This window comes from Myxococcus sp. NMCA1, from assembly GCF_026810205.1.
GTDB lineage: Bacteria > Myxococcota > Myxococcia > Myxococcales > Myxococcaceae > Myxococcus > Myxococcus xanthus_A.
Genome location: NZ_CP113950.1, coordinates 6,762,710 through 6,788,934, shown reverse-complemented (window position 1 = coordinate 6,788,934; position 26,225 = coordinate 6,762,710). Strand labels below are relative to the sequence as shown.

The window sequence follows — 26,225 nt, the reverse complement described above, 5'->3', positions numbered from 1 at the left end:
CCTCTGTGGGGGCCCCTGCGGCTGGGGTGCGACCGTTCCGTCCATGCCGGGCCTGCCGGCACGCGCTGTGGGAGGCGTTCACTCGGTTCCATGGCGCCAAGTAAACGCAGGGACAGCCGCCGTGGATTGGATCTTTTTACCCGGAGACCGCCACGTGGTCGGTGCCCTCGACGCGCGTTGCCAGGTACTCGCGGGGGCTTGCGCCGGCGAGCGACCGGAACTCGCGAAGGAAGTGGGCCTGGTCGAAGTAGCCGTGCTCGGCGGCCAACGCGGCACCACGCAAGGCGCCCTGTTCGACGTCGAGGAGCGCCGCTCGAAACCGTCGAACGCGCCAGTACGTCTTCGGACTCAAGCCGACTTCCTCGCGGAACAGGGCCAACAGGCGCTTGGGGGAGAGCCCCGTGCGGCGATTGACTTCAGCGACCGACGTGAGGTCGGGTTCCTCGAACGCGGCCAGCGCCGCACGAAGCGCGGGCCCTGGTTCGACGGGCCGGCGCAGTCGGTGCAGGAGGTGTTCTTCCAGCAATCGCATGCGCTCGCGCGGCGAGGATGTCTCCATCAGCCGTTCGCGCAGTGAGTGCGCCGACGCGCCCCATATCGTATCCAGCGAAACGACTTGTTCCGCGAATTCGTTGCAGGGCACGTCGAAGAAGACGCGCGCGCCGCCGGGCTTGAAGTGGATACCGGCGGTCGGGCCAGCCACGGCCGCGATGGTCAGTGGGCTGCCTCTCGCGCCGCTCACGACCGCGCCCCGGATTTCAGCGGCCTCGTCCGTCTGGTCGCTGGAGTAGACGCGCAGTGGGAGGGCGCCGAGAGGGACGATAAGGGACTGCGAGCCCGACGGCAGCACACGTTCTCGTGGCGCCTGTGCGACGTAGCCGGCGGACACCCAGAAGAAGTCCACGAACTTGTCGAGAGGCGCGTGGGGCCGATAGAGCGTGTGCATCATGGCGCGTGCTGTGCGCGAATCATGCGAGTTGTTCGCATGATTCTCAAGGCCCACCGCCGCGCCCGGTGCGGGCAGCGCTCGTCAGGGACCGACGATCGCCAGGGTGCTGCGGTCGAAGTCGATGACTCGCCGGGCCACGTCGCGTACGTGCTCGTCCCCATGGAGACGGCGAAGTAGCCAGGGTCGTGGTCCGAATCACCCACATGTCGATGGTGTGACCGACGCTGGAGTCGCTTGGGTTGTAGGAGTCCAGCAATGCTCCATGTGCAACCTCCCGGTACGCCGGTCACGCCTGAATTGGCGCCGCCATTGCTGTCAGAATTCGCTCCAGGAAGTGGATGCCCTTCCGTTTGAGGGGGGCTTGGATTTCAGGCGGTGTTTTGGTTTGCGTTTCCGTCAATCCAGTGACATGGCATGCCTGCGCCGTTCATGTCTGGACAGGGTGTCATGGCGATTCCGAGTGCCCGCCGTGCTTCATTTGTACCGTGCTCTCTGCTGTAGCGGATTTCCGTGACAGGGATTTCCGCCTACGGTTCCGTGCCGGTGTCCCCCGTGTCGACGCACATCCAGGGGCATTCCGCGAGACAGGCCGCGAAGGCCTGCTGGTGCGTATGGATTCCGACGGCGCAGGTCGCAGGCCAGGCGTAGGGATACTGGTGGCCGCGATAGCCACACTCGAAATAAGCATACACACAGGATTGATCGAGGCCTTCGGCTGCCACGTCCGTGCCCGGTGCGTCCTGCGTCTGGCCACCACAGCCCACCATCGACACGAGACCGACCACGAAGCCCACTGCGATGCGTCCCATCTTCATTTGTGCCTCCTTGGAGAAGGGACAGAATGACTGAATCGGTGGCTTCCAGTCTATTCTGGAGTAGCGCAGGTGGCCGCTCCAGTAGGGTGGAGCGGTGGGATGGAACCGTCGTTTCAGCGATGAGGACTTGAATGATGTATGCATTCCGGCTGAGGCCATGCACCCTTCTGGTTGTCTCCCTCGGGCTGGCGTGTGCTGGGCAGTCCAGTCAGGACGTTCCCGACGACGCGCTTCCTGGCACCGCTGATTCGGGCGTACGGTCCCCGGACGGCGGCGACACGGAGCCAGATGCGGGGGCGGAGGACGCGGGAGTCCCGGATGCCGGCAGCTCGGACGCGGGGGAGCCCGGCACGGTGCCCCCCGTCACGAGCGCCCGGGTCTTCTTCTCCGGACATAGCCTGCTCGACAACCCCATGCCCGACCACTTCGATGGCATCGCCACGAGCCTGGGCAAGGACTTCAACTGGAACCAGCAGAACGTGATTGGCTCACCCCTCCGGGTGCGGACCTGGGGCAATGGCGGATGGGCAGGGTACCGCCAGGGCAAGAATCGCGTGGGCTCCAACATGAACGTGGTCCAGGAGCTGTTGTCTCCCCAGACGCTGGGCCCAGGGGAGCGATACGACACCCTCCTCATCACCGAGCGGCATGACCTCCTGGGCACCATCGAGTGGGAGAACACCGTCGGTTACTTGCGGCACTTCCATGACCGGTTGATTGCCGGGAATCCGCAAGCCGTGACGTATTTCTATCACACGTGGTTGGATATCGATAAAGCCAACCCGGCCCGGTGGATTGCCTACGAGAAGAACGCTCGGGTTGCCTGGGAGTGTGTGTCCTCCAAGGTCAACCTCACGTTGCAGTCGGATGGGCGTGCGGACCGCGTGGTGGCGCTCCCGGGGAGCGCGGCGCTGGTCGACCTGGTGGAGCGCGTCATCGCGAACGAGGTGCCGGGCATCACCGGTACGACGTCGCAGAAGCTCAACGTGCTCTTCAGCGACAACGTCCACTTGACGAGCCTGGGGGCGTACTACATGGCCGCGGTCCACCATGCGTCCGTGTTCCGGGAGTCGCCCGAGGGCGCCACGGGGCCTGCTGGCGCGAACGCGGTGACCGTCCAGACCCTCCAGCGCATCGCTTGGAACTTCGTGAGCGCCTATTACGCGCAGCCTGACGCGGGTGAGCGGACGATGGCGGACTGCCGCACGCGAATTCCTCGGGACGTCTGTCCTGGCTTCTGGGAGCTGTTGGGGCGCTCGGAGAACGTCGCGGGTTGCCAGCGTTACTTCGGTAACGCGGCCCCGGGATCAGGTGGAAACCCCTTCGTCTGGCCCGACCCGAACTGGCAGCCGCTGCCTCCTCCGTAGTCATGGGCTTCCAGGCGCAGAGGGCGGGTTCCACGCGTGGAGCCCGGCAGTCGACGCGTGGAAGCGTCGCCGGAAGTCTGCTTTGCTTTGGAGCGTGCCTTCCCAGCCCCGTCCCCCGACGTGGGACCACTCCACGGCCGATGCCTCCCGACGCCCGCTCACCACGGAGGGCTCCCGGCTCGTCCCCACGCTGACCGTCGTCTCTCACCCGCAGATGCGCCGTGTCGGTGAGCGGCTGTTCCTGGAGGCGCTGCTGGCGGGCCGCCCGGTGCGCCTGTCCCGCAACGAGCCGGAGTTCATTCGGCCCGGGAGCGCGCTTGGCCTGCACCTGGCCGACCCCTACCTGAGCCGCAAGCCGCTCACCTTTGCTCCGGGCGCGGATGGTGGCATCCGCCTGGAGCCGAGCGATGGAATTCGCGTGGTCATTGGCGGCGAGGTGCTGCGCGAGCCGTGGGAGTTGCCGGCGGCGGAGGTGGCCGCGGGGGTGCCGCTGGAACTGGCCGGGCGCGTGCTGCTGGTGCTGCACCTGACGGACCCCACGGCGCGGGAGGACGCGGACGCGCTAGGCATGGTGGGCAGCAGCATGGGGCTCCAGCGCGTGCGCCAGCACATCACCCAGGTGGCGGACCTTGGCGTGCCGGTGCTCGTTCGCGGCGAGACGGGCTCTGGCAAGGAGCTGATTGCCCGGGCCATCCATCAGCACGGTACGCGCAGGGACAAGCCTTTCGTCAGTGTGAATCTGGGCGCCATCCCTCGCGAGCTGGCGGCCGCGGAGCTGTTTGGCACACGCAAGGGGGCTTTCACCGGCGCGGTGAGAGACCAGCCCGGCTTCTTCCAGGCCGCCCATGAGGGGACGCTGTTCCTGGATGAGATGGGCGAGGCGCCTCCCGAGGTCCAGGTGATGCTGCTTCGCGTGCTGGAGACGGGGCAGCTCTACGCGGTGGGCGACCGCACGCCCATCACCGTGGACGTGCGGCTGGTCGCCGCGACGGATGCGCACTTGGAGGAACAGATTCAGGTGGGGCGCTTCAAGGCGCCGCTGCTGCACCGGCTGGCGGGCTACTCCATCCGCGTGCCGCCGCTGCGGGAGCGGCGCGAGGACATCGGGTTGCTGTTCCGCCACTTCGCTCGCGCGGAATTGGAGGCGCTAGGGGAGGCGTGGCGCTTGGAGCCCCCGGAGCCTCACGTGGAGCCCTGGCTTCCGCCGGCGCTGGCCGCGCGACTGATGGGCCACCCGTGGCCAGGGAACATCCGAGAGCTGCGCAACGTGGTGCGGCAGCTTGTTATCGGCAACCGTGGCCAGCCGTGCCTGAGGCTCGACGCAGAGCTCGAACAGGAGCTGGCCCTGGCGAAGGTGGCGCCTCCGGGACGGCCCGCCAGCGCTTCGGCTCCCGTGGATGCCCGGGCCGCTTCCCGTCGCAAGCCTTCCGAGATTCCCGAGGAGGAGCTGCTGGCCGCCCTCCGCGACAAGGATTGGGACTTCCAGGCCGCGGCCGACCAGCTCCGCATCCACCGGTCCTCCATCTACGACTTGATAGAGAAAAGCCCGACCCTGCGAACCGCTGGCGCGTTGAGTGCCGAGGAAATCGCTCGCTGCTTCCATGACTGCGAGGGGGACCTCGATGCGATGACCCGGCGCCTCCAGGTGTCGAAGCGGGCGTTGGGGCGTCGCGTGAAGGAGCTTGGGCTCGCCTAGGGAGTCTCCTCGGGCTGGAATGCTGTTGACAGCGCGGGGTGCTGAGTTTCAGGTAAATCCGGCATTCGTGCCTGAGTCCGACCTGGGAGCCCTGTGATGAATCCAAGAGAGATGGTGCGCAGTCGAATGAGGCACGTCCTGGTGCCGGGCCTGATGCTCGGGCTTCCGTTCGTCGGGGTCATGGTCGGCGACACCTCCGTGGCCGCGCAGGAGGCGCTGCCAGAGTCCTATTCATGCAAGTGTTTTCATCGCGAAGTGAAGGTCCAATTCGATGCAAACGGACTCCACTTCGCTCCGGACCACTGCCTTTCAAAGGGAGGCACTGTCCGGTTCATCAATGCCTGCCAGACGGAGGTGGTCATCAAGGTGGATGGACCCGAGCTGGAACCTCCCATGTCGCTGCTTCCCGAGAAGGAGGGGGATATGCCCCTCCTGGTCGTGGGCAGGTACACCGTGACCGCCGTAAATGGGTGCCCCGAACTGCCGGATGACTCGCGGACCGGGACGCTGGAGGTGGGAACAGACCCTGGCCCGGGCGGCAAGGCATGTCAGTGAGCTGAGGGGCCGCTCGAGGTTTCGACGGCCCCATTCGCCGTCCCGCTCGCGTCACGCAGGCTGGCGCGCAGGCGCAGCGCGTCCTCCCAACGAGGGCGCGCGGCCAGTGCCTCGTCCGCCAGCGCGAGGCCCCGCTCCAGGGCGGGGCGGGGCTCCAGTCCCGCCGACCTCCGCCACGCGGCCCATTCGCGGCAGAAGTGGCCGAAGGCGACGCGATAGTCCAGGCGCTGGGGCTCCGATTCGAGCGCCTTCTCGAAGGAGTGTGCGGCCTCCCCGAAGTCCTCGGCGCGGGCGCGCTGTTGGCGCGCGAGCCAGCGGGCCCGCAGCCCACGCGCTTCGCCCTGGACGAGCCACGCCAGGGGCTCCCGGGGGCCGCGCTCGAAGGCCTGGCGTAGGGCCGCTTCGGCCTTGTCGAGGCTCGCGCGTGGGTCGCCCGCGTTCTCCAGCGCATAGGCGGCTCTCCGGACATGGACACGGGCCAGGCTGGCCGGGTAGTGCGCGCCGCCTGGAATCAGCGCGCTGGCCTGCTGGTAGGCCGCCTCGGCCGCCTGGAGGTCGGGGCGTGGGTCCTTGCCGGAGCGCGCGAGGTACGTGGCGCGCTCGGCGTGCGCCTCACCGACGTTGTGGTGGCCGAAGCCCTGCTGGGGCGCTACTTCGATGGCCTGACGCGCGGCCCGTACGGCCTGCTCCAGGAGGGGCAGGGGCGCGCCGCCGGAGTCCCACGCCGCTCGCGCCTGCTCCAGGAGGACCGCGCTGCGGCCGTTGTGGAGCTGGGCGATGCGGGCGTTGATGCGCAGGCCGCCGTCGAAGAACTCCAGCGCGGTGGCGAGGTCCGGCCCTTCGTCTCCTCCTTGATTCCGGCGCCGCTGGGCGAGCTGCAGGTTCAGCGTGCCGCCCAGGAAGTAGGGCACGTAGTTGCGCGGGTTGAGCTTGCGCGAGGTATCCAGCGCGGCGCGGGCCTGCTCCAGGTCCGCCAGGGGCGCTTCGGCGCGCGGCAGCGTGGCACGCGTGAGGTAGGCGATGCCCAGGTTGATCCACGCGTCGGGAATCCGCTCGTCGAGCCGGATGGCCTCACGATAGGACGCGATGGCCTCCGCGCGGTGGGCGCGCGAGTCCTCGCCCTTCTCGTCGTCGTAGTCCGCCTGGATCTTGAAGACGAGGCCTCGGGTGGCGTGGAACTCGTAGTCCCGGTCCTTCTCGGGAATGCGCTCCAGCAACTCCACGGCCTGGCGGAGTGGGGTGCTGGGGTCCAGGCTCCGGGCCTGGAGGGAGCGGGCGCGGCGCCAGAGACTCTGGACCTGCTCCATGCGCGCGCGGGGAGGCTCGGGCACCTGTTGCATCGCGGCGCGCGCGGCCGTGAGGGCCTTGTCGAGCGGCTCCTCCACGTCACCGCCCCGGCTCATGCGGAACTCCGCCAGCCGGTTGTGGAAGCGCGCCTCCAGGACGCGCGCCAGCCCGAAGTCCGGGTCCGCCTGGAGCGCGCGGGAGACAGCCTCCAGCCCGCGGGTGAAGGGTGGGAGGACTTCCCCCTGGCTGTAGAGCTCCATCACCATCGCGGTGTACTCGAGCCTCGCCAGCGAGCGGTGGACCTCGGGCACGCTCTCGCCGGTGGCGGCGGCTGCGGCGTAGGCGCGGCGGCCGGCCTCGAAGTCGGCCAGTGCGCCCTCCCGGTCACCCTGGTTCCATCGCCGGGTGGCGCGGGCCTGGAGGATGTCGCCCCGGAGCAGCGGGGCCTCGTGGAACCAGGGGAGGCGGTCCTTCATCGCGTCGAGCTGGGTGAGGGACTCGTCCAGCCGGTCCTCGTAGAAGGCCAGCAGCGCGGCGACATACTCGGGGGAGGGCACGTCGGCGCCGTGACTCTGGCGCAGCCACTCCAGCGCGGGCGCGCGGTATTGCCGCTGGATGTCCTGCTTGCGCGACTCGCGTTGCTCCGGGACGCGCAAGCGCTCCGCCTCCAGGAGCTGTTCCTGGTACAGGTGCCCCATCACGAGGGCCAGGGCCCAGGCGACGCGGGGCTCGCGGACCCCCTGGTTCCAGGCGGCCTCCAGGTGCTCGCGGGCCTGGGCCACGTCGCCGAGCGCCAGTGCGCCGCGCCCCAGGGCGTAGTGGCCGGGACCCACGGCCAGCGCGCCGGCCTCGTGAATCTCGGCCTCCAGCGCGCGCATGTGGCCGCGGAGGGCCTCGCGGTCGGCGCGGATGTCGTGGAGCTGCGAGAGCCCGGAGTAGCGGGCCAGGGCCTCGATGCGCTCGACGCGCTCGGTGAACCGGCGCGAGAGGTGCTCGCGCTGGAGGGCCTCCTGGCGGGTGAGGGCGACCTGGACGGCGGCGAGCGCCACGGTGAGCAGCGCCGCCGAGGCCACGCCCACCACGATGCGGTGCTTACGCAGCGTCTTGCGCAGCCGGTAGCCCGGGCCGGTGGGGCGTGCGCGCACGGATTCGCCCGCGAGGAACCGGTCCAGGTCCTCGACCAGGGCTCGCGCGGAGTCGTAGCGGGAGGCGCGGTCCTTCTCCAGGCACTTGAGGACGATGGCCTCCAGGTCCACGGGCAGGGCCGGGTTGAGCGCGCGCGGCGGGCGGGGCTCGACGGTGGCGATGTTGCTGAGCACCTCCAGTCCGTTGTCGCCCGGAATGGGCGGTTGCCCCGTGAGCAGCGTGTAGAGCGTGGCGCCCAGGCTGTAGACATCCGCGCGCCGGTCCAGCCGGGACACCTCGCCGCGGGCCTGCTCCGGGGCCATGTAGTGCGGCGTGCCGAGCACCGCGCCGGTGGCCGTGAGGCCCTGCTCCTTCCAGTCGCGCGCCAGCCCGAAGTCCATGACGTAGGGCTTGAGGCGGCCGTCCTCGGTGCGCTCGACGAGGATGTTGCCGGGCTTGATGTCGCGGTGGATGAGGCCGGCCCGATGCGCGGCGTGGACGCCCTCGGCGGCATCCCGCAGCAGCAGGGCCACCTGCTCCACGGTGAGCGTGTCCGCGAGCTGATTCAGCGGCAGGCCGTCCACGTACTGCATGGCGATGAAGGCGTGTCCCTGGACCTCTCCCACCTCGTACACTTGGCAGACGCGCTCATGTTCGACGCGGGCCTGGGCACGGGCCTCGGACAGGATGCGCCGGGTGAGCCCGGAGTCTTGGCCCCGGACGAGCTTGAGCGCGGCATGGCGGCGCAGCCGTGGGTCATACGCGAGGAAGACCTGCCCCATGCCGCCCTGACCGAGGAAACGCATCCCCTGGTAGCGCTCCCATCCGGGCACGGGGAAGACAGGCGTCTCCTGGGCGGCGGGGCGTGGTGCGGGAGGCCCGTCCAGGGTGGACGCGCCCACGGTTCCTGTGCTCGCGGCTTCGCTGGTGGCTCTCGCTCCTGTGCCCATATCTACCCGCCTTCGCTCCGGGTGAAGCAAACAGGTGAACGTGCGCACCGTCACCGTGTGACAGCGCTCCGTTCTTGCGCGGAGCGCGCCTCCGCCGCCGGGGAGAGGCCTGCTGCCCTGGTTCATTCAAGACGGCCGCTCTCAACACGGCTACTGACCGTCGGATGCGCGTGCGAGCTTCGGTTGTCCATCTGGCGGGACTTGTCGTGAGGGGAGCGCAGTCGTGGTCTCCGGTTCATCGCGTGCGAGCACCTGTGCGATGAGCGCCGCCCGCGACTGGACTCCGAAGCGGCGGTAGAGGGTTTTCGTGTACTGATTCACGGTGAAGCGACTGATGCCGAGCCGAGCCGCGATCTGCTTGTCTCCGAGTCCCTGAAGCAGCAACTCCAACGTTTGACGTTCGCGAGGCGCCAGCCAGCCTGCCGGCGTTTCTAACGTCGAGGACCCTGGCGGGTCGAACATGGCTCCGCACTCGGCGTGGAACAGATGCAGCAGCTCTCGGTCCGCGGCATCGAAGGGGCGGCCGCCCCGCTCACGGTAGATTCCGATACCCCGCACCACCCCCGGGAGCCCGGACCACTGGCTTGAATACACAGAGTCATCGAGCCCCGTGGGGCGCAGATAATGCTCGACATAGGGGGCGCCATACCAACTCCAGTCCTCCACCAGTTCCCGGCGCATCGCGGTGACGAGGGTGCCGGGCTCCGAGCCGCGCTCCATCAATGAGCGAATGGCGGGGTTGCAGGCACTTCCCATCCTCCGGAGCGCCTCGAGCGCGGACACCGCGCTCCCGCTCCACCCTTCCAGGACGATTTCCGTGAAGCCGACATGTCCTCCCGGTCTGAAGTCGCGCTCCAAGACGCACGCTCCGGCCTCTGCGCCCAGAATGCGACACAGCCCGACGAGGAGATGCCGGGACCGTGTCGCCACTCTCGCTGGCAACTCATGTGCCTCGTTGATGAGCCGCACGAGCGCATGAACCTGCGGGCTTCGAAGGGTGCCACCGCTCATGGGATCTCCCGGTTCGCGCAGGACCGAGCATCTCCCTAATTTTAGTGAATTCCAAGTACTCCATGTTCAAGCCAGGATTTGCGCGGCATTTCACAGGCACGGTGGCGGCGCATCGTTTGGGAGCCGGAGCCAAGGAGGATACATCATGAAGAGCAAGTGCGCGTTTCGGCTGGGGATTCTGCTGATGACCAGTCTGGTGTCAGCAGGGTGCGGTGACGGACTCGAAGAGACCCAAGCGCCAATCGATCTCAGCCCGTCCTCGCTGAGTGCAGCGCGACTGTCGTTCCAGCGCATCGACCGACTCTATGAGTCCGATCCGGCGGCCGCGGTGGAGGCCTCGCGGCGACTGCGGCCGAAGCTCGATGAGCTCAATCAGCTGCTTGCTCGTGTCGAGGTGTCACGGGAGCACTTCATCGAATTCTACGATTTGCAGCCCGGCGGCATCCTCGTCGTGGAGCGGGGCCCCGTAGCGGATGGACGTGTCTTACGTGACGGTGATGTTGCCAGGCACTCCGCCGTCGAACTCTATCGCCAGTTGACGCGAGGCGCCACGCCGCCCACGGCGTTGGTCAGCGCCGAATCGCGCCGTGCTGTCCCTGATGATGCCCATGTCATCGTGCGGGATGAAGCGGCTCCCCATCTGGAATCATCAGGGGGATTCGCACCGGACCTTGGGGAGCAGGGGAGAGACGGCTTCTCGTCCGTGACTCAACCCCTGACGAGCGCGGACGGCCCCTTCTGGAGAGACAGCGTCTGTTACAAGGGTGGGGACTTCGTCGACTGCTGGTCCAATGTGACGGGTAACGGTTGGGCGGCCGCGAATGCCAAGACGTCCTTCACCCAACTCGCGCCCTATCGGGGGACTGTCGGGCTTTGGGTGTCGTACGAGTCTTCTGTGAAAGCTGCCTGGAACGTTGCTGCCGGAGAATGGTTTTCGTTCCACCAATACAGCGGCACCTACTGGACGTGTCCTCCACTCGTTGCCTGCGGCAGCACCGATTACTACATCCGCAATCATCGATGGGACGTCACGGACGCGGTCGGCGACGGATATCACTTCACTTATGCGTTCAGGTGGAACTGCAGCGGCGGATTGTGTACGTTCAGCCCCTGATGTCCGCGCAGGTCGGACCCGTCGATGCCCGGTGTGATTCGCTCCGTCTTCGCCGATGCCTGCTTGGAGTAGGCACAGGCACGAAGCCGACCCTCGTGGTGCCGAGGGCCGGCTTCATTGCCGACAGTTCAGCGAACTTCGAACTCGTAGATTCGCGTCGCTGGGTCGCTATTCTGAGCCGGCGTCGTCACGTTGAGCCGGATGTAACGCGCCGATGTCGCCGTGATTGCATGGGTCGAAGTGCTGCCAGTGTTGTTGCTCACCGTGACGGGCGTACTCCAAGTGGACCCGTTGCTCGACGTCTGGATGGTGAACGCCCTGCTGTTCCAAGCCGTCGATTCACCGCCCGCACCCGCGTGTTGGATCGTGAAGCTGCTGACCGTCTGCGCCGTACCGAGATCGACCTGCATCCACGCCGGCGAGGTCAGTGAGCAGAACTTGTCGGTGGTGCCGCCCGAGACGCTGCCGTTGACCGCCTTGGCGGCCGATTCGGTGCTGTTGCAGGGGGCCGAACTGGTGGTGGGCCTGTTCAACGCCAGATTGGCGTAGCCCGAACCGACGGACACCGCCTGGGACTTCGTATGGCTGGCGCCGCCGTTGTCGGTGACCGTCAAGGTGATGTTGTAGTTGCCGGCGCTTGCATAGGTGCGCGAGGGGTTGGTCGCGGTGGAGGTGCTGCCGTCGCCGAAATTCCAGCTGCGCGAGGCGATGGTTCCGTCCGCGTCGGTGGACGCATCGCTGAAGGTCGCGGTGAGGCCGCTGACGGTGACGCCGAAGTTCGCCACCGGTGGGGTGTTGCCGCTGACGGCGGTGTTGATGGCCGCCGCATACTGCGCGCTCGTCCCCTGCGCGCTGCACTGCTGGATGTCGTCGTACAACCACATGAAGCCGCCGCTGATGCCGGCGCTGGTCTTCCAGTTGCTCATCCGGGTCTGCACCGTGGACGGGCTGTCGCCCGACGCGCAGCCGCTGCCATGCCTGGACCACAAGCCCGGTGCGACAGTCATGCCCATGGCGGTGTTCCAACTCGCCGGGTTGTTGCCGGCGCCGCCGGCGTACACCTGCAGGTAGATTCTATCGACGGCGCTGCCGAGGTTGTTCCTGAGGTTCCGCCAGAACGTCTGCTGCGTGTACGGCGCGAAGGTAATCTTGTAGCCCATCCCGATGAGCATCTGGCTGAAGGTCGTGGTCGGGGCCAGGTCGTAGGCGCTTTCGTCGTCGAAGTTCACCGCGTCGGCGCCGGTGGCGGCCTTCAGCGCCTGGAAGTTTCTGTACAGGATGCCGTTGCTTCCGGTTCCGCAGACGACGGTGGTTCCGCAGCCGGGCGCGGTGCCGTTGACCAGTCGAATCATGCGTTCGAAGTCCGGAACACCCCAGGCGCCGATCGACACTTCAATGCGATTGACCGAGGTCGGCGCGGTCTTCAGCGTGGCCAGCCGGGCCGGCCAGCCAGGGTCGCCCATGTAGGCGCCGTTCTTGACCACCGGAATGTCGTTGTAGATCAGGTCACCGTTCTCCTCGATGTGGAAGCTCCACAGGATGACCGTGGTGAAACCCGAGCTGCGCAGGTCGTTCATCACCGGGGTCCCGCCGGAATAGAACGGGCCGCCGCCGTAGATCGCCGAGTACGCGCTGGCGTCCGGCGCGGCGACAGCCAGGGCGAGCGCGGCGAGTGTTGGCAACAGGCTGCGGCGAGAAATGGTTGGCGCGGACTGATTCGATTTCGACATGGAACGCTCCTTTGCATTGTGCGTCGTGGACGGTGCGATGGCCGGCGATCCGCGTCTGTGTGTGAGCCATTGCGCTCGTTCATGCCCAGACGCTCTCCGGGTCGCCAATGGCAGCGACGGGCCGACATTGCGAGTGGCGACTCCAGCGTGTCAATCTTTGGGTTGATTCAAGTCAGGCAAGAACGTTCAAGCGCGGGTGTCTGCATGGGGCGTGAACCCCTTTGGTGGACGGGTTGATTCCGCCGCAGTCCTTCCGAATGGGGCGGCCGCTATCGCAAGGCGTGATGGGGGAGTGGCTCAAGATGTGAGTGTTGAGTAGTGTTGGTTTTGATTTGCTGGCTTTGCTGTGTGGTCTTGAACTGCGTACGGTTCCATCCAACTCTCTTGGGCGGGGTCATGGCTGGACTGTCCGCGGTGCTCTTGACGTCGATGGGACTGCTGTTGGGGGCTGGTGAGCGCGTTTCTGAGGCAGAGAAGTCAGCTGCACCCCAGGTCGAGGGTGTGGATAGTGATTTTCTCTGCCTGGAGAACGCTCAGTATAATTACTGCAGCGAGGCGACCTTCACGACATGGGTTGGGGAAACCTATTGTGAGTGTCGCCGTCTGGCGGCGCATACCGGGACGCGCACCCAAATTGTCGATGTGGTGTATGCCGAGCCTTGTTTGGGCGAGGCTCAGAACTGTGCGCCGACGGTTGAGTGATGGCGTGTGTGTGCGTTGGACGTGAGTCGAGCAGTCACTCGTGGGGACTCACCCCAGCGCGCCGCAGGAGGGCTCATGCGAGGGATGGTCGACGGCGACCTCCCCGCATGCGCCCGACCGGCCCTTGTCCACCGTGTAGCGGCGTGCACAGGTGTGCTGCGACCGCGCCACCCCGTGCACGCCCGGGCCTTCTCGGAAGGGCCAACGGCGCTGGCATTCTCGGTGCATTGCCGACGACACTCGTGAGACCGGGGGCGCGTCGCCGCGGACTCTCGAAAGGGTTGGCCATGGATGCCGCGGCTGTGATTCTCGTTGTCCTCCTGTTCGTGGTGGCTTTCGTCTGGGGACTCATCCTCATGCTTCAGAAGCGCCAGCCCTGGGGCCTGAGGGTCCTCGGGGGCGTCATGGCACTCGTCTCCGCTGTGCCGGTGGGGGGCCTGGTTTTTCTGGTCCACCTGCTCTGCACCACCAACTTTACGAAGGGGAGGGTCCTTCGCCTGCGTGGTCGAACGCGCGTGGCTCGCCGGGCACTGGGGGCGGGCTGGGCGGATGACGCCGTTCCGGATGTTTCGGGACTCACACCCTGGCAGCGAACGGTGCTCGGGGAGGTATGGATGTACTCAGCGGGCCTGGAGCACGCGTCCGTTCCCGCCTTCTCGAAGTTGTCGCTCAAGCTCTCCGCGTTGGGGGCGCCCTCGGAGCTCCTGGAGGACTGTCACCTGGCGGCGCTGGATGAGATTCGTCACGCCAGGCGGTGCTTCGCGCTCGCCAGCGCCTACTCGGGGGTGGGCTGGACGGCCGGAACGATTCCGGAGCTTGGACAGGGAAGTACGCCGCCTTCCCCGATGTATTCAGGAGACACCTGGGCCCGGCTGGTGCGCGGTTCGCTGCTGGATGGATGTCTGGCCGAGGGGATGGCCTCCCTGGTCGCGGGCGAAGGCGCGAGCCGGGCCTCAGACCCTGTCGTGCGGGAGACCCTGTCGGTCATCTCCGAGGACGAGGGGCGGCACGCGGAGCTGGCCTGGGACGTCATCGCTTTCGCCCTGCAGCGGGGCGGCCGGAGGGCGAAGGACGCGTTGCGCCAGGCCCTCTTGGCGCTGGAGTCGCAGCAGACGCCTGCGCTCCCTCGTATCCCAGGGGTCGACGAGGACTTCCTCGCGCGAAACGGCGTGCTGCCCCAGGTGGAGCTGGGGCGACTGATGGCGGTGTGCATCGAGCGGACGCGCGCCCGGGCGGAGGCACTGCTGGCGCCGTCGAACCTCTCGATGCGGAGCGGCCCCAGTGACTTCCAGGGGGTGCCCGCTGCGTCTTCGCGCGACGCGGTACCCGTGGAGGCCGCGCCGCGCTGCTGACCGGTGTGCGGCGTGGGAGTTGGCACCGTCTGGCTGCGAAAGGCGCCGCGGTCAGCGGCGAGACTGGAGCGGAAGCCGCCGCATGGGCCATCGGCCAGGCACGTCACCCATTGGACTGGCCATCACTTGATGGAAGTCCTTTCTGGTCCAGGAGAACGAAAAGGAAGCGCCGAGGCCGCGCCTGATGATGGGGTGGTCTGATGGCGGCGCTGGTCTGACAGCCCATGGCAGAATCGCTTGAGCACAGTGTCTGACTCCCAGGAGCGGGCATCACGACTCTGTGCTTCGACGGAAACATGGTTCCGCACGACAGGTCGGATACCCGCGGGCCGCGGCGCATCGCACGGGTTGCCTTGGCTGGCCGTGGCTTGCGGTTGATGCGCTGCTCACGCTCCCCGTAGGGCGCATTCAGAAGTTCTTCGGGGCAGGCCCGTGCGGCGGCCGCCCCCATGTGGTGCCCCTCACGCCCTCAGCTGGCCAGCTCCTGGGACTCAACTGGGGGAGACTTGGGCTCGCCGAAGGACATCAGCCGGCGGTGTAGCGGCGTGAGCAGTCCGAGGAGGATCACCAGCACGCCGGTGACCTGCAGGAGCCGCTCGATGGAGACTACTTCTGCCAGGGGCCCGAAGAGCAGCATGGACATCGGCATCAGCGCGGTGGAGAGCATGGTCATCACGCTGAAGACGCGGCCCAGGTAGGTTGGCTCCACGCGCTCCTGGAGCATTACCGTGGCGGGCGTGTTGTAGAGCGGCAGCGCCACGCCGAAGATCCCCATGGCCGCCAGGTACACCCCGAAGTGAGGCACCACGCCGAGGGCCACGGTGCACGCGCCCATGATGACGTTGGATGCGACCATCGTCCGCATGCGGCTGCTGAAGCCGCCCCACGCCGCGAGCGCTGCGCCCCCCATCATCATGCCCACCGAGAAGACCATTTCGATGGCGGTCAGCCTCCACACCTCGTCCCCGAAGCTTCGCGCCGTCTGCAGCGGCGTGAGGAATGCGGCCGGAGTGATGAGGACCATGATGAATCCCAGGTAGCCGAAGAACGGCACCAGGTGCGCGTGGCCGCGGATGTAGCGGAATCCGTCGCGGATCTCCGTCAGCTGCGAGGCCCCCTCCTGCTCTGGCGCGCGGGGACGCGGCTCTACCCGAACGAAGAGCGTCACCAGGGTGATGGCCAGGGCCGCTGTCACCACGTCGATGTAGAAGAGCACCTGCAGGGGGGCCACGGACATGAGGAAGCCGGCGAGCGCGGGCGCCCCCAACATGTTGACCGAGTGGAGGGTGCCCTGGATGCTGTTGACCCGCATCAGCTGGTCCTCGGGCACCAACTGCGGCAGCAGCGCGCCCACCGCCGGCTGTTGAACGGCCGTACCCACGGAGCGGATCGCCGCGGCCAGGAAGAAGAGCCACAGCTCCGTGCCGCGCAACGTGAACACCACGGCCAGCGCCAGGGTCACCAGCGCAATCATTGCATCGGCGAGGACGATGAGCTTGCGGCGGTCGTACCGGTCCGCCCAGACGCCCGCGAAAGGCGAGAGGAGGAACGTGGGCAGGAATCCGGCCACGATGTAGAGCGTCATCATGACGCTCGAGCGCGTCTGCAAAGTGACCTGCCACAGGAGCGCGTACTGCACCAGGGAGGAGCCGAGCAGTGAGAGGGCCTGGCTGCCCAGAAAGAGGGCCGTGTTGCGCTTCCAGGAGGCTTGCATGGCGCGCACTGTAACCGCTGGCCGGGTATCAACAACCGCACAGGTTTGGACGGCCCTATGCCGGTCGTGGCCTTCGCTTCAACGCCGAGTGAAGTCCGCTCAATGGGTAGACACCCCCGGAAAGATTCCCGAGGCATTGCAAGGCATTGTGGGAAGTGGGCCTTCCTGGGGCGAACCAGGGACCGAGCGGTCATGAGCCAGTGTGGGGCTGGTTGGCAGGGGCTCGCAGCACCTGTCAGCGGCTCGCAACCCTCGGAAAGGATTGGGGTTCCCAGTGCGCAGGGGCTTTGCAGGTTGGCACCGTTTCCACGGCTTCGATTGGGCGTGGTGCGCCGGTGGTGTCGCGGACGCTCACGGTGCACGAGGTGGCGGAGGAACTGGCCGTCTGCCGGGCCACCCTCTACGCGCTCCTGGAACGTGGGGAATTGGAGCGGGTGTGCGTCGGGCGGCCCAGTCGGATCCTAATCGCGTCGCTGGAGGCGAGGTGTGGCTGGGGAGGGGCAGGTGGAGGAGCGCGGGTGGGCGTACCGGCGGAGGGTCCGGTTCTCGTCGCCTTCTCGTGCAAGGGGCGAGGGGGTTCCCCTCCTGTCATGCGAAGCGTGCGCATGTGACGGCGGTGCAGATGGGCGTAGAGGTGCCGCGCCTACTCGCGGGCCTTGCCCTTGCGTGGCGGCTTCAGCTTCGCGGCGGCCTTCTCCAGCCGCGCGTCGAAGGACTCGCGCTCCAGCGCTTGCAGCGCCTCGACGAGGATGCGGGACAGCGGCGCGGAGAGCTCCTTGTCGAGCTGGTCCGCCGCCGCGTTGGTCGCCGCCCACTGGCGCTCCAGGGCGGGGCGCATGGTCCGGGCTCGAGGTGTCAGCGCGACGATGCGCTCGCGAGCGTCGGCGCCGGGCTGGAGCTCCACCAGTCCCGCGTTGACCATCTGCGACACCGTCTGACTGACAGCGGAGTGGCTGACATCCGCCTGCTGGGCAATGGCGCGGATGGAGACCGGGCCCTGCGCCATCATCGTCCGGACGATGGGCGTGTAGCGCGGGCGGCAGTCCACGCCCGAGCGCTGGTAGGCCTGCTCGACGGCGCCGTCGAGCTGCTCGATGAGGTTGCGCAGCAGGGGGCCAAGCGTGGGTGTTCCGATGCCCATACGAGCGGATGTATAAGTGCTGTTGTATTTCGTCAGCTGGAGGCCATTGGCTTGGCCGCTAAAGCACGAATAGCTGATATTTCTTGAATTTCGTGCTAGCTCGCCCCCTCCATCTGGAGGTGGTTCCATGAGGAAGTTCCCTCGCATCCTGGCGCTCACGGTGGTGTGCGCCGTCCCTGCCTTCGCATCCGGTTGTGGCGACGAGCGCATCGACGCCTCGCTCGCGGAGGAGGCTCCGGTCGGCACCGCCGGCGCACCGCTCGCGTGCAGCACGCGCATCACCTACGGCGAGAGGTGGATTCGCCCCTCGGGGCATACCGCGCAGTACGACATCGCGAGTGATTTGGTGACGTGGGATGGCACCTGCATCAACGAGGGCAGCAACTCGTATGCGGTGCTCTCGAACGGCTGGCGGCCGTACTTCACCGGCAACAACGCGTGTGTCATGGCGCTCGACACGGACTGTGCTGGGGCCGCCGCGTGCTCGACGCGCGTCACCTATGCCGCGTCGTGGCTGCACCCGTCGGGACACCCCGCGCAGTACGACGACGTGAGTGGGCGTGTGTTCTGGGACCGGACCTGCACGAACGAGGGCAGCAACTCGTACGCTGCGCTCTCCAACGGGTGGAGGCCGTACTTCAACGGCACGGGCGCGTGCGGCATGTCCTTCCGCTACACGGGGTGCGGTGGGCTGTACCGGAACCCGGTGGTCCCCGTGGACTGCGCGGACCCGGGCGTCATCCATGATGGGACGCGGTACGTCGCCGCGTGTACGTCCGGCGGCGCGGCGAATGCGTTCGCCCTGCGCACGTCGACGGACCTGGTGACGTGGACGAGCGCGGGCTCCATCTTCCCGTCGGCGTCGAAGCCCACTTGGGCAACGGGAGACTTCTGGGCGCCGGAAATCCACAAGCTGGGGACGCGCTACATCGCTTACTTCACCGCGCGGCACTCGAACGGGAAGCTGTCCATCGGCGCGGCGACGTCGGCGAGCGCGCTCGGGCCCTTCACGGACATTGGCCGGCCGCTCGTGCATGACACGGCGATGGGGATGATTGACGCCACCTTCTTCACGAGCACCACCGGGGCGCCATACCTGGTGTGGAAGGCGGACGGCAACGCGGTGGGGCAGCCGACGCCCATCTACGGGCAGGCGCTGTCGGCAGATGGACTGTCGCTGGTGGGCACGCGCCAGACGCTCATCCGCAACAACCTCTCGTGGGAGGGCGGCGTCGTCGAGGCGCCGTGGGTCGTCGCTCGGGGCGGCTACTACTACCTCTTCTACAGTGGCAATGCGTACTACAACAGCACCTACGCCGTGGGCGTCGCGCGGGCGACGAGTCCGCTGGGCCCGTACACCAAGCTGGGCTCGCCGATTCTCAAGACGGGTGGCGGCTGGACGGGGCCGGGACACAACTCCGTCGTCACCGGGCCGGACGGAGACATGTACATGGTCTACCACGCGTGGAACAGCGCCCACACAGCGCGGGTGATGCTCGTGGATGCAATCACGTGGCTCAATGGCTGGCCCGCGGTTCCGTCCGCGCCGTCCGCGGGCTCGCGGCCCATGCCGTAGCGGTTTCGCTGTGACGACTGCCTCCGCGCCGCGGCCTCATGTGCCACGGCGCGGAGGTACGCGGCGGCGGGGGATGGCTGTTTGGATGCCCTCGTGCGCGCTTCGCTCACTCGCCTTGAATCACATATGACGCAGCGACCGAAGTCGGGGTAGGCACAGTGGGCGCTCAGCCCTTGCGCTTGCCCTCGGACTCGAGCTGCTTGCCGTAGGCCTCGGTCTTCTGCGCGAAGTTGCCGCTCGCGAGCACCATGCCCTCGGCGAAGAGCGAGCCCATGCCCACGATGTTCATGTTCTGCTGCAGGTACTGGTTGAGCCACTTCTTCGTCATCTTCAGGCCGATCGGATCGTACGAGAGGAGCTTCTTGATCAGCGCGTCGACCTCGGCGTCGAGCTGGTCCGCGGGGGCGACCTTGTTGATGAGGCCAATCTCGTAGGCCTCCTTCGCCGTACAGGCACGGTCGGTCATCAGGAACTCGCGCGCCCGGCTCAGGCCAATCCGGGTCGGCCACAGCAGCGCGCCGCCGTCGCCCGGAGGCACGCCGAAGCCGGAGAGGTGCGGGTCGCTGAAGGTGGAGTCCTCGCTCGCGTAGACGAAGTCACAGGCCAGCGCGATGGACGCGCCCATGCTGTGCGCACCCGGCGCGTACACCTTGGCGATGGTCACCTTCTCGCAGCTGATCTGGTCGCGGATGATGTCCTCGGCCTCCTTGAAGATTTTCAGCATGTCATTGTAGATGCCGAGCTTCTTCACCCACTCGAACTCGTACTTCTCGGGCGCGAGGAAGGACTTGTTCTTGCCGGTCACGACCACGACCCGGGCGTCAGACTCGTGCGCCCGGCGGAAGACGCGGGCGAGGCCGGCGTGGGTCTCTCCGTTGAGGCCCCCGATCTCAATGGTGAAGACATCGTCCTTCTCGGTGATTTCGATAAGGCCAAATTCCGACATGCGGTGCTCCTCCTTGGGGTGTGCTGGCTTCAGCCGTCGATGGCGCGTGACGAACCGGCGCGGGCGCGCAGCTCGAACTTCTGGATCTTCCCGGTCGAGGTCCGGGGCAGCGGGCCGAAGACGACCGCGCGCGGCACCTTGAAGCCGGAGAGCCGTTCCTTGCAGAAGGCGATGATGTCCTCGGCGGTGGCTTGGGCCCCGGGGTGGAGCTCGATGAACGCGCACGGCGTCTCGCCCCACCTCGGGTCGGGCTGCGCGACGACCGCGGCTCCCACGACCGCGGGGTGCCGGTAGAGAACGTCCTCGACCTCGAGGCTCGAGATGTTCTCGCCGCCGGAGATGATGATGTCCTTGCTCCGGTCCTTGAGCTTCACATACCCATCTGGCGACAGCACGCCGAGGTCGCCGGTGTGGAACCAGCCGCCGGCGAACGCCGCGCCGGTGGCCGTGGGGTTCTTGAGGTAGCCTTTCATGGTGATGTTTCCGCGGAACATCACCTCGCCCATGGTCTCGCCGTCAGCGGGCACCGGCTGCATCGTGGCTGGGTCGAGCACGGTGATGGCCTCCTGGAGGTGGTAACGCGCGCCCTGCCGGGCATTGAGGTGCGCCCGCTCGGAGATTGGCAGGGCGCTCCAGCTCTCGGGCTTCTCGCAGACCGCCGCCGGACCGTAGACCTCGGTGAGTCCGTAGACGTGGGTGAGGTCGATGCCGAGGTGCTCCATTGCCTCGATCATCGCGGCCGGCGGCGCGGCGCCGGCGACCATGGCCGACACCCGGTGGGCGATGCCCTGTCCGTGGGCGGCGGCGGCGATGAGCATGGAGTGCACAATGGGCGCGCCGCAGTAGTGGGTGACGCGGTGCTCACGGATGAGGTCGAAACACGTCGTCGCATCGACCTTGCGCAGACACACGTTCGTCCCTGCGCGGGCGGCGATGGTCCACGCGAAGCACCACCCGTTGCAGTGGAAGAGTGGCAGCGTCCACAAGTAGACCGGGTGCTTGGGCAGGTCCCACTCGAGGATGTTGGAGGTGGCGTTCAGGAACGCGCCCCGGTGGTGGTAGACGACGCCCTTCGGATCGCCGGTCGTGCCCGAGGTGTAGTTGAGGCAGATGGCGTCCCACTCGTCGTCGGGGCCGGCATAGACGAACGAAGAATCGCCCTCGGCGAGCAAGGCCTCGTATCCGACCCCCGGCGCAGGCGGCAGGTCGAGCTCGGGGGCGTCGACGTCGACGACGAGGATGTCGCGTCCGAGGCGGTCGACGGCCGCGCTCGCCACTGCGGCAAGCTCGCGGTCGACGAGCACAGCGCCTTGGCCTCGCCGTGCGCCAGCATGAAGGCAATGCTCTGGGCGTCGAACCGGGTGTTGAGGGCGTTCAGCACCGCGCCGCTCATCGGCACCCCGAAGTGCGCCTCGATGAGCGCCGGCACGTTGGGCATGAGCACCGCCACGGTGTCGCCCCGGCCGATGCCCCGCTTCTGCAGCGCGCTCGCCAGCCGCCGACAGCGCGCGTCCGTCTCGCGCCAGGTCTGCCGCAACGCGCCGTGAACGATCGCGACTCGCTCGGGGTGCACCGCTGCCGCGCGCGCCAGAAACGTCATCGGCGTCAGCTGGACGAAGTTCGCGTCGTTCTTATCGAGGCCGAGGTCGTAGATGGATGCCATGTGCTTGCGGTGGGGAGCGGGGGCAGCTGCCAATCGACTCAGCACCGTACTGGTGCACCTTGAGGTGGTCTTGAATGCCTCGGAGGTGCCGATGGAACGATTCGGACGACGCGCCGCGGCAGCGCTACGCGCTCGCGGAGGTGTGTGCGGATCGGCCGTCGTCGGCGCGAAGGTCCCTGGTCACCGTTCAGGCGCGCCTCCAACTTCGCTACTCGCGGTCACGCCACAGCCACCACCGTCACGCCCATCGTCCGCTGCCCGGCAGTCCCTCCAAGCAGGCACCAACCGGTGAACGGTTGCGGTTTCCAGAGGTGAGATTCGACGCCAGCCTTGGTGTCATGGCCCCCGCAGCACACACGAGGGTCCGCCTCGACGACCTGGTGCGGACCACGGCCAACTACTCGGCGTGGCTCGAGGGCACCTCCGCGACCGCGAAGCAGATCGGCGTGCACGGCTTTCGGTTCGACGCCCACCACCAGCTGACCGGGGTGACCCTCGACACCTTCCACGTCCTCCTCTGCCTGGGCGGGCGCGCGTCGATCCGCCGGAGCATGAACGGCTCGGTTGAGGTGATGGACCTCGGCCCCGGCGACGTGCTGGTCAATCCGATGGCAATCTCGCTGCGCTGGAGCTGGTCGGGGGCGGTCGAGGTGCTCAACATCGCGGTGCATCCCGCCTACCTCGACGAGGCGGTCCGTGAGTCGATGGGGGGCCTGGTGCGTCTGCGCCCGCGGGCCACCCCGTATGCGCCCGATCCGTCGCTCGTCCAGCTGGGGTGCGATCTACACCGCGAGGTCGCCACGCCAGATCTGCTCGGGGCGCAGCGGGGTGCCCGGGCGGTCGGCGAGCGCATCGCGCTTCACCTGTTGCGCAACTACGTCGACGTCGAGCGCACCGGCCACGATCGCACCTTCAGCCCCGAGGAGCGGCGGGCGCTGCTGGACTACGTCGAGACGCGGCTCGACCAGCCGGTGCGCGTCGAGCACCTCGCGGCGCTGGTTCGCCTGGGCGAGCATCATTTCTCACGCACTTTCCGGGCGACCTTCGGCCTCGCTCCCCACGCTTGGCTGCGGGATCGTCGCCTGGAGCGCGCCCGCGAGCTCCTTGTCACCACCGACGGGTCGATCTCGAGCATTCGGAGCGGCGGGGCTGCGGTGGCCCGCCTGCCTGGGGGCTACTTGCCCGCGTCCTTCGCCGCGTCCTTGGCATCCTCGACGGGCGGGGCCAGGGGGAACGCCAGGTAGCCCTTCTCCGTGTACCAGGCCATGACCCGCACCTGCAGCCGGCCCGCCTTCACCATCGGGTCCTGCTCGGCGAGCTGCTTCGCCTCCGCCTTGGTGGCGGTGCGGTAGATGCACGCGCCGCGCATGCCCACGTCGTCCTGCTCGTCGAAGGGGCCCGCGAGCACCATCTTGCCGCTCTCCCCCATGCGAGTGAGGTGCGCGAGGTGCTCCTTCTGCAGCTGCGCCAGCGCGGCCTCCGGCAGCTTCTTGGCGCCAGGCACGCGCTCGAGTAGGACGAGGTAGTGCTTGTCGAACTCGAACTTCTTCGCGGCGGGCTGGGCCGGCGCGGCGCCGAGGGTGAGCAGGAGCAGGGCGGTCGTGATCGTCATGGCGGAGGTCCTCGGGAAGCAGGTGCGCGGAACCCTAGAGGCAGCGGCTGACGCGGCGCCACTTTCCGGCTTCTCGAACATGCGCCGGTTGCGCGCGTTGGCCTCGTTGACGCCGCACTGCACGCGCTCGCAGCCGAGGTACGCGACGCAGTAGGCGATGGGGCATGCGCGGCGGTGCAGGCCAATGAAACCCAGGAACTCGCTGCTGCTACACGTCGTCGCCTTCTTCTGGGCCAGCTTCCACACCCACGGTGGATGAGTGCGTCACACGATCGTGACGATGGTCTTGTAACGTCGTGTGCCGGCACGGCACACGTGCAACCTGGAGCCCTCCCGATGCGAGTCGTTCATTCCCCGCAGCACGCCCTCCACGACGGCGGCATGGAGCTGCACCGCGGTGAGCTGGTGCCCTGCTTCGAGATGCCCGCGCGCGCGGACTTCATCCTGCAAGCGGTGAGGCAGGCCGGCCTGGAGGTGAGCGAGCCACGGGCCTTCGGACTGGAGTCGCTGCGGGGCGTGCACGACGCCGGCTTCGTGGAGTTCCTGCGCACCGCGCACGCGCAGTGGCGGGCCATCGGCAAGCAGGGCTTCATGCTGCCGAGCGGCTTTCCGGCGCGGGGCATGCGCCGCGACCACCTCCCCTCCGGCATCAACGGACAGATGGGCTACTACGCCTTCGACGCCGGAACGCCCATCGTCCAGGGCACCTGGGACGCCGCCTTCGCCGCCGCGCAGTGCGCGCTGACGGCTGCGGCCTGGGTGGCGGAGGGTGAGCGCAGCGCCTACGCGCTGTGCCGACCTCCGGGGCACCACGCGGGCCACTCCACCTACGGCGGCTACTGCTTTCTCAACAACGCGGCGCTGGCGGCGCAGCACCTGCGCGAGCGCGGCTGCGCGCGCGTGGCGGTGCTGGACGTGGACTACCACCACGGCAACGGCACCCAGGACATCTTCTGGGAGCGCGCCGACGTGCTCTTCGTCTCACTGCACGGCACGCCAGAGACGGAGTACCCCTACTTCCTCGGCTATGCCGACGAGCGCGGGGCCGGCGCCGGCGAGGGCTTCACCCGCAACTTCCCGCTGCCGCGCGGCACCACCTGGGCGCAGTACAGCACCGCGCTCGACTCCGCGCTGGACGCCGTGGCCCGCTTCGGCCCGGATGCGCTGGTGGTGTCGCTGGGCGTGGACACCTACGTGGGAGACCCCATCAGCGCCTTCGCGCTCGAGCGCGAGCACTTCCCCCTCATGGGCCGGCGCCTCGCGCAGCTGCGACTGCCCACGGTGTTCGTGCAGGAGGGCGGCTACGCCGTGGAGGACCTCGGCCTCAACGTGGCCGGTGTGCTCGAGGGCTTCGACGCCGGACGCTGAAGGTGGGCGCAGGCGCGCTACGCCCGGACGGGCTCGGCGGGCTGCTCGCTGCGCCGGTGTCGCGCGTAGAGCGCGTCGCGCCAGGCGACGACGTCCGGATATCGCGCGCACAGCTGCGGGTGGACGCCCGCCGCGCGAGTGGCGGGGCCTAGCGCGATGTGCCCGCCGTCCACGGGTGACACGAACTGCAGCGTCACCGCCATCGCGAGGTCCGCGTAGGTGAGGCGGTCCGCGACGAGGTGGCGCTTGCCGCCCGCGAGCGCACGCTGCAGCGCCTCCAACTCGAGCACCAGCGTGGCCTCCGCCGCCGTGCTGTCCGGCATCCCGTACTTCCTGCGCAGGAAGGCCATGGCGAGGTCCACCGCGGGCACCGAGAGTTGGCGCACGAAACCAGGGAAGGCGGGCGGCTGCTGCTCCAGCTTCGCGGCGCGGTCGTTCGCGAGCCGGTCGAGGTAGCGCACCCGCGCCGCGCCGAGCGCGGCCTCGCTGCGGGCGTTCCAGGCGGCGATCTCCTCGGCATGCTCGGCCGGAAAGAGCGTGGGCGCGCTGCCGTGCGCGTCCGCGTAGCGGGCGATGCGGAAGGAGTCGATGAGCGGCCCCTCGGGGGTGAGCAGCATGGGCGTGCTCACGCGGCCCTTCAGCCGCCGCGCCCGCAGCCGCAGCGAGAGCTCGCCGATGAGCGGGTAGTGCTCGCGGTACGCATACGCGAGGCGGTGGTGGTCCAGCGCCCAGCGGGCCTTCTCGGACCAGGGAGAGAAGGCCTCGCCAATCAGGGTCCACGTCATCGCGACGCCTCCGTGCGCAGCTGCTGCTGCAGGAAGGTGCGCCAGTCTTCGATGAGCTGCGGTGAGAAGTCGTGGCCGAGGCCGGGGTAGACCTTCACGTCGATGGGGACACCGGCTGCCCTCAGGACATCCACGCGCGCCGCGGTCTGAGGGGCAGTGATGATGGGGTCGACTTCGCCCTGCAGCACCCATACGCGCCGCGCGGCCGGTGTACCGGGCGTGGGGTCTCCGAGCAGGCGCGAGCCCATGGGTACCGTGACATCCACCTGCTCCGGGTGGCGCAGCGCGAGCACCCATGCGAGGTCTCCGCCGTAGGAGAAGCCCGTCACGGCGACGCGGCGGATGTGGGGGTGTGTGGCGCGCAGCTCGCGGATGAGCTCTGCGAGCCGCGCGGCCATCTGCTCCACGTCGGCGGTCTTCTCCGCGGTCACCTTCTGCTCGTGGCCGGCGGCGAACCAGGTGAAGCCCTCCCTGCGCGGGTGCGGGCCGCGTGGCAGCACGACGCGGGTGGGGGTGTGCCAGTCCTCGAGCAGCGGCCTCCAGAACCCGGGCGTGGACCCGGAGTAGTGCAGCGCGACGAGCATCGCCTCGGGCTCGCCTGCTCCGACAGTGTACGTCTCGTAGGTGAGCGAGGGCGCGGCAACCGGCGCCTCGCGGGGCGCCTGGGGCGGGTGGGCACACGCGAGACAGAGCGCAGGCAGCATCCGGAGCACGGCGAGGTACAGGGGCTTCATCATCAGACCTCCGACAGCGGAAGGGGAGACGCA

The 26,225-nt window shown here is 68.0% G+C and carries 23 protein-coding genes and 1 pseudogene; 11 read left to right on the top strand and 13 right to left on the bottom strand.

Translation table 11 applies throughout. The annotated features are described in order from the left end of the window. Nucleotides 1-136: 136 nt before the first annotated feature. Nucleotides 137-904 carry a helix-turn-helix domain-containing protein gene (locus tag OZ403_RS27895; RefSeq protein WP_268782207.1) on the bottom strand — a complete coding sequence of 256 codons (768 nt, stop codon included), beginning with the start codon at nt 902-904 and terminating at the stop codon, nt 137-139. An 81-nt stretch (nt 905-985) separates the two neighbouring features. Between OZ403_RS27895 and OZ403_RS27890 the strand changes: the two genes are divergently transcribed. After that, the gene (locus OZ403_RS27890) at nt 986-1,126 is read left to right on the top strand and encodes a hypothetical protein (RefSeq protein ID WP_268782206.1); all 141 of its coding nucleotides are present in this window, start codon (nt 986-988) and stop codon (nt 1,124-1,126) included. A 350-nt stretch (nt 1,127-1,476) separates the two neighbouring features. On the opposite strand, the gene OZ403_RS27885 is transcribed toward OZ403_RS27890, so the two are convergent. Next, nucleotides 1,477-1,764, bottom strand: a complete 288-nt coding sequence (locus OZ403_RS27885; RefSeq protein WP_140794389.1) for a hypothetical protein — start codon at nt 1,762-1,764, stop codon at nt 1,477-1,479. Nucleotides 1,765-1,895: 131 nt separating this feature from the next. Between OZ403_RS27885 and OZ403_RS27880 the strand changes: the two genes are divergently transcribed. From OZ403_RS27880 to OZ403_RS27870, 3 genes are all read left to right on the top strand, one after another. Next, nucleotides 1,896-3,131, top strand: a complete 1,236-nt coding sequence (locus tag OZ403_RS27880; protein ID WP_268782205.1) for a hypothetical protein — start codon at nt 1,896-1,898, stop codon at nt 3,129-3,131. A 94-nt stretch (nt 3,132-3,225) separates the two neighbouring features. Then, the gene (locus tag OZ403_RS27875; protein WP_268782204.1) at nt 3,226-4,827 is read left to right on the top strand and encodes a sigma 54-interacting transcriptional regulator; all 1,602 of its coding nucleotides are present in this window, start codon (nt 3,226-3,228) and stop codon (nt 4,825-4,827) included. Between the two features lie 126 nt (nt 4,828-4,953). Then, entirely contained in the window at nt 4,954-5,382 is a 429-nt protein-coding gene (locus tag OZ403_RS27870; protein ID WP_140799493.1) for a hypothetical protein, read from the top strand. Here the strand turns inward: OZ403_RS27870 and OZ403_RS27865 are convergent. Continuing rightward, nucleotides 5,376-8,696, bottom strand: a complete 3,321-nt coding sequence (locus tag OZ403_RS27865; RefSeq protein ID WP_268782203.1) for a serine/threonine-protein kinase — start codon at nt 8,694-8,696, stop codon at nt 5,376-5,378. The two genes, OZ403_RS27870 and OZ403_RS27865, sit on opposite strands and share 7 nt — an antisense overlap. A gap of 198 nt (nt 8,697-8,894) precedes the next feature. Then, nucleotides 8,895-9,602, bottom strand: coding sequence for a response regulator transcription factor (locus OZ403_RS27860; protein ID WP_268782202.1), 708 nt, complete (start codon nt 9,600-9,602; stop codon nt 8,895-8,897). Between the two features lie 298 nt (nt 9,603-9,900). Between OZ403_RS27860 and OZ403_RS27855 the strand changes: the two genes are divergently transcribed. After that, nucleotides 9,901-10,869 (top strand): hypothetical protein, encoded by a 969-nt coding sequence (locus OZ403_RS27855; RefSeq protein ID WP_140794385.1) that lies wholly within the window; start codon nt 9,901-9,903, stop codon nt 10,867-10,869. A gap of 128 nt (nt 10,870-10,997) precedes the next feature. Here the strand turns inward: OZ403_RS27855 and OZ403_RS27850 are convergent, their stop codons facing one another. After that, the gene (locus OZ403_RS27850) at nt 10,998-12,599 is read right to left on the bottom strand and encodes a PKD domain-containing protein (RefSeq protein WP_174258907.1); all 1,602 of its coding nucleotides are present in this window, start codon (nt 12,597-12,599) and stop codon (nt 10,998-11,000) included. A 396-nt stretch (nt 12,600-12,995) separates the two neighbouring features. Between OZ403_RS27850 and OZ403_RS27845 the strand changes: the two genes are divergently transcribed. Continuing rightward, nucleotides 12,996-13,301: a hypothetical protein gene (locus OZ403_RS27845; RefSeq protein WP_140876630.1), complete on the top strand. Its 306-nt coding sequence runs from the start codon at nt 12,996-12,998 to the stop codon at nt 13,299-13,301. 287 nt (nt 13,302-13,588) lie between these two features. Next, on the top strand, nt 13,589-14,653 hold the full coding sequence (locus OZ403_RS27840) for a ferritin-like domain-containing protein (protein WP_268782201.1): 1,065 nt from the start codon (nt 13,589-13,591) through the stop codon (nt 14,651-14,653). Between the two features lie 469 nt (nt 14,654-15,122). Here the strand turns inward: OZ403_RS27840 and OZ403_RS27835 are convergent, their stop codons facing one another. Next, nucleotides 15,123-16,367 (bottom strand): MFS transporter, encoded by a 1,245-nt coding sequence (locus OZ403_RS27835; protein WP_140794383.1) that lies wholly within the window; start codon nt 16,365-16,367, stop codon nt 15,123-15,125. A 155-nt stretch (nt 16,368-16,522) separates the two neighbouring features. On the opposite strand from OZ403_RS27835, the gene OZ403_RS39515 reads away from it, so the two are divergent. Continuing rightward, on the top strand, nt 16,523-16,978 hold the full coding sequence (locus OZ403_RS39515) for a helix-turn-helix domain-containing protein (protein ID WP_328285471.1): 456 nt from the start codon (nt 16,523-16,525) through the stop codon (nt 16,976-16,978). Between the two features lie 32 nt (nt 16,979-17,010). Here the strand turns inward: OZ403_RS39515 and OZ403_RS27825 are convergent, their stop codons facing one another. Then, nucleotides 17,011-17,508: a MarR family winged helix-turn-helix transcriptional regulator gene (locus tag OZ403_RS27825; protein WP_268782200.1), complete on the bottom strand. Its 498-nt coding sequence runs from the start codon at nt 17,506-17,508 to the stop codon at nt 17,011-17,013. Between the two features lie 127 nt (nt 17,509-17,635). Between OZ403_RS27825 and OZ403_RS27820 the strand changes: the two genes are divergently transcribed. Beyond that, nucleotides 17,636-19,084, top strand: a complete 1,449-nt coding sequence (locus OZ403_RS27820; RefSeq protein ID WP_140856307.1) for a glycoside hydrolase family 43 protein — start codon at nt 17,636-17,638, stop codon at nt 19,082-19,084. 166 nt (nt 19,085-19,250) lie between these two features. Here the strand turns inward: OZ403_RS27820 and OZ403_RS27815 are convergent, their stop codons facing one another. The 3 genes and pseudogenes from OZ403_RS27815 to OZ403_RS27805 all read right to left on the bottom strand — a co-directional run. Next, nucleotides 19,251-20,030, bottom strand: a complete 780-nt coding sequence (locus OZ403_RS27815; RefSeq protein WP_268782199.1) for an enoyl-CoA hydratase/isomerase family protein — start codon at nt 20,028-20,030, stop codon at nt 19,251-19,253. Nucleotides 20,031-20,059: 29 nt separating this feature from the next. Beyond that, nucleotides 20,060-21,334 (bottom strand): AMP-binding protein, encoded by a 1,275-nt coding sequence (locus OZ403_RS27810; protein WP_268782198.1) that lies wholly within the window; start codon nt 21,332-21,334, stop codon nt 20,060-20,062. Nucleotides 21,335-21,360: 26 nt separating this feature from the next. Further along, nucleotides 21,361-21,630 (bottom strand): annotated as a pseudogene (locus OZ403_RS27805) (AMP-binding protein); the annotation flags it as partial. 374 nt (nt 21,631-22,004) lie between these two features. Here OZ403_RS27805 and OZ403_RS27800 point away from each other — a divergent pair. Then, nucleotides 22,005-22,937, top strand: a complete 933-nt coding sequence (locus OZ403_RS27800; protein WP_268782197.1) for a helix-turn-helix domain-containing protein — start codon at nt 22,005-22,007, stop codon at nt 22,935-22,937. Here the strand turns inward: OZ403_RS27800 and OZ403_RS27795 are convergent. Beyond that, nucleotides 22,868-23,305, bottom strand: a complete 438-nt coding sequence (locus OZ403_RS27795; RefSeq protein WP_140856303.1) for a YciI family protein — start codon at nt 23,303-23,305, stop codon at nt 22,868-22,870. The genes OZ403_RS27800 and OZ403_RS27795 overlap by 70 nt on opposite strands. Before the next feature lie 336 nt (nt 23,306-23,641). On the opposite strand from OZ403_RS27795, the gene OZ403_RS27790 reads away from it, so the two are divergent. Then, nucleotides 23,642-24,673, top strand: coding sequence for a histone deacetylase family protein (locus tag OZ403_RS27790; protein ID WP_140876618.1), 1,032 nt, complete (start codon nt 23,642-23,644; stop codon nt 24,671-24,673). Nucleotides 24,674-24,690: 17 nt separating this feature from the next. On the opposite strand, the gene OZ403_RS27785 is transcribed toward OZ403_RS27790, so the two are convergent. Both OZ403_RS27785 and OZ403_RS27780 read right to left on the bottom strand, forming a co-directional pair. Then, complete coding sequence (locus OZ403_RS27785) at nt 24,691-25,458, bottom strand: glutathione S-transferase N-terminal domain-containing protein (RefSeq protein ID WP_140794372.1); 768 nt, start codon at nt 25,456-25,458, stop codon at nt 24,691-24,693. Continuing rightward, the gene (locus tag OZ403_RS27780; protein ID WP_268782196.1) at nt 25,455-26,195 is read right to left on the bottom strand and encodes an alpha/beta hydrolase; all 741 of its coding nucleotides are present in this window, start codon (nt 26,193-26,195) and stop codon (nt 25,455-25,457) included. The genes OZ403_RS27785 and OZ403_RS27780 overlap by 4 nt, the downstream gene beginning before the upstream one ends. Between the last annotated feature and the right edge of the window lie 30 nt (nt 26,196-26,225).

What these genes read in the sequence shown, in the direction of transcription:
- OZ403_RS27890 (WP_268782206.1), top strand. Translation starts at nt 986, where the DNA reads ATGATTCTCAAGGCCCACCGCCGCGCCCGGTGCGGGCAGCGCTCGTCA.
- OZ403_RS27885 (WP_140794389.1), bottom strand. Translation starts at nt 1,764, where the DNA reads ATGAAGATGGGACGCATCGCAGTGGGCTTCGTGGTCGGTCTCGTGTCG.
- OZ403_RS27880 (WP_268782205.1), top strand. Translation starts at nt 1,896, where the DNA reads ATGATGTATGCATTCCGGCTGAGGCCATGCACCCTTCTGGTTGTCTCC.
- OZ403_RS27870 (WP_140799493.1), top strand. Translation starts at nt 4,954, where the DNA reads ATGAGGCACGTCCTGGTGCCGGGCCTGATGCTCGGGCTTCCGTTCGTC.
- OZ403_RS27855 (WP_140794385.1), top strand. Translation starts at nt 9,901, where the DNA reads ATGAAGAGCAAGTGCGCGTTTCGGCTGGGGATTCTGCTGATGACCAGT.
- OZ403_RS27850 (WP_174258907.1), bottom strand. Translation starts at nt 12,599, where the DNA reads ATGTCGAAATCGAATCAGTCCGCGCCAACCATTTCTCGCCGCAGCCTG.
- OZ403_RS27845 (WP_140876630.1), top strand. Translation starts at nt 12,996, where the DNA reads ATGGCTGGACTGTCCGCGGTGCTCTTGACGTCGATGGGACTGCTGTTG.
- OZ403_RS27840 (WP_268782201.1), top strand. Translation starts at nt 13,589, where the DNA reads ATGGATGCCGCGGCTGTGATTCTCGTTGTCCTCCTGTTCGTGGTGGCT.
- OZ403_RS27835 (WP_140794383.1), bottom strand. Translation starts at nt 16,367, where the DNA reads ATGCAAGCCTCCTGGAAGCGCAACACGGCCCTCTTTCTGGGCAGCCAG.
- OZ403_RS27825 (WP_268782200.1), bottom strand. Translation starts at nt 17,508, where the DNA reads ATGGGCATCGGAACACCCACGCTTGGCCCCCTGCTGCGCAACCTCATC.
- OZ403_RS27820 (WP_140856307.1), top strand. Translation starts at nt 17,636, where the DNA reads ATGAGGAAGTTCCCTCGCATCCTGGCGCTCACGGTGGTGTGCGCCGTC.
- OZ403_RS27815 (WP_268782199.1), bottom strand. Translation starts at nt 20,030, where the DNA reads ATGTCGGAATTTGGCCTTATCGAAATCACCGAGAAGGACGATGTCTTC.
- OZ403_RS27795 (WP_140856303.1), bottom strand. Translation starts at nt 23,305, where the DNA reads ATGACGATCACGACCGCCCTGCTCCTGCTCACCCTCGGCGCCGCGCCG.
- OZ403_RS27790 (WP_140876618.1), top strand. Translation starts at nt 23,642, where the DNA reads ATGCGAGTCGTTCATTCCCCGCAGCACGCCCTCCACGACGGCGGCATG.
- OZ403_RS27785 (WP_140794372.1), bottom strand. Translation starts at nt 25,458, where the DNA reads ATGACGTGGACCCTGATTGGCGAGGCCTTCTCTCCCTGGTCCGAGAAG.
- OZ403_RS27780 (WP_268782196.1), bottom strand. Translation starts at nt 26,195, where the DNA reads ATGATGAAGCCCCTGTACCTCGCCGTGCTCCGGATGCTGCCTGCGCTC.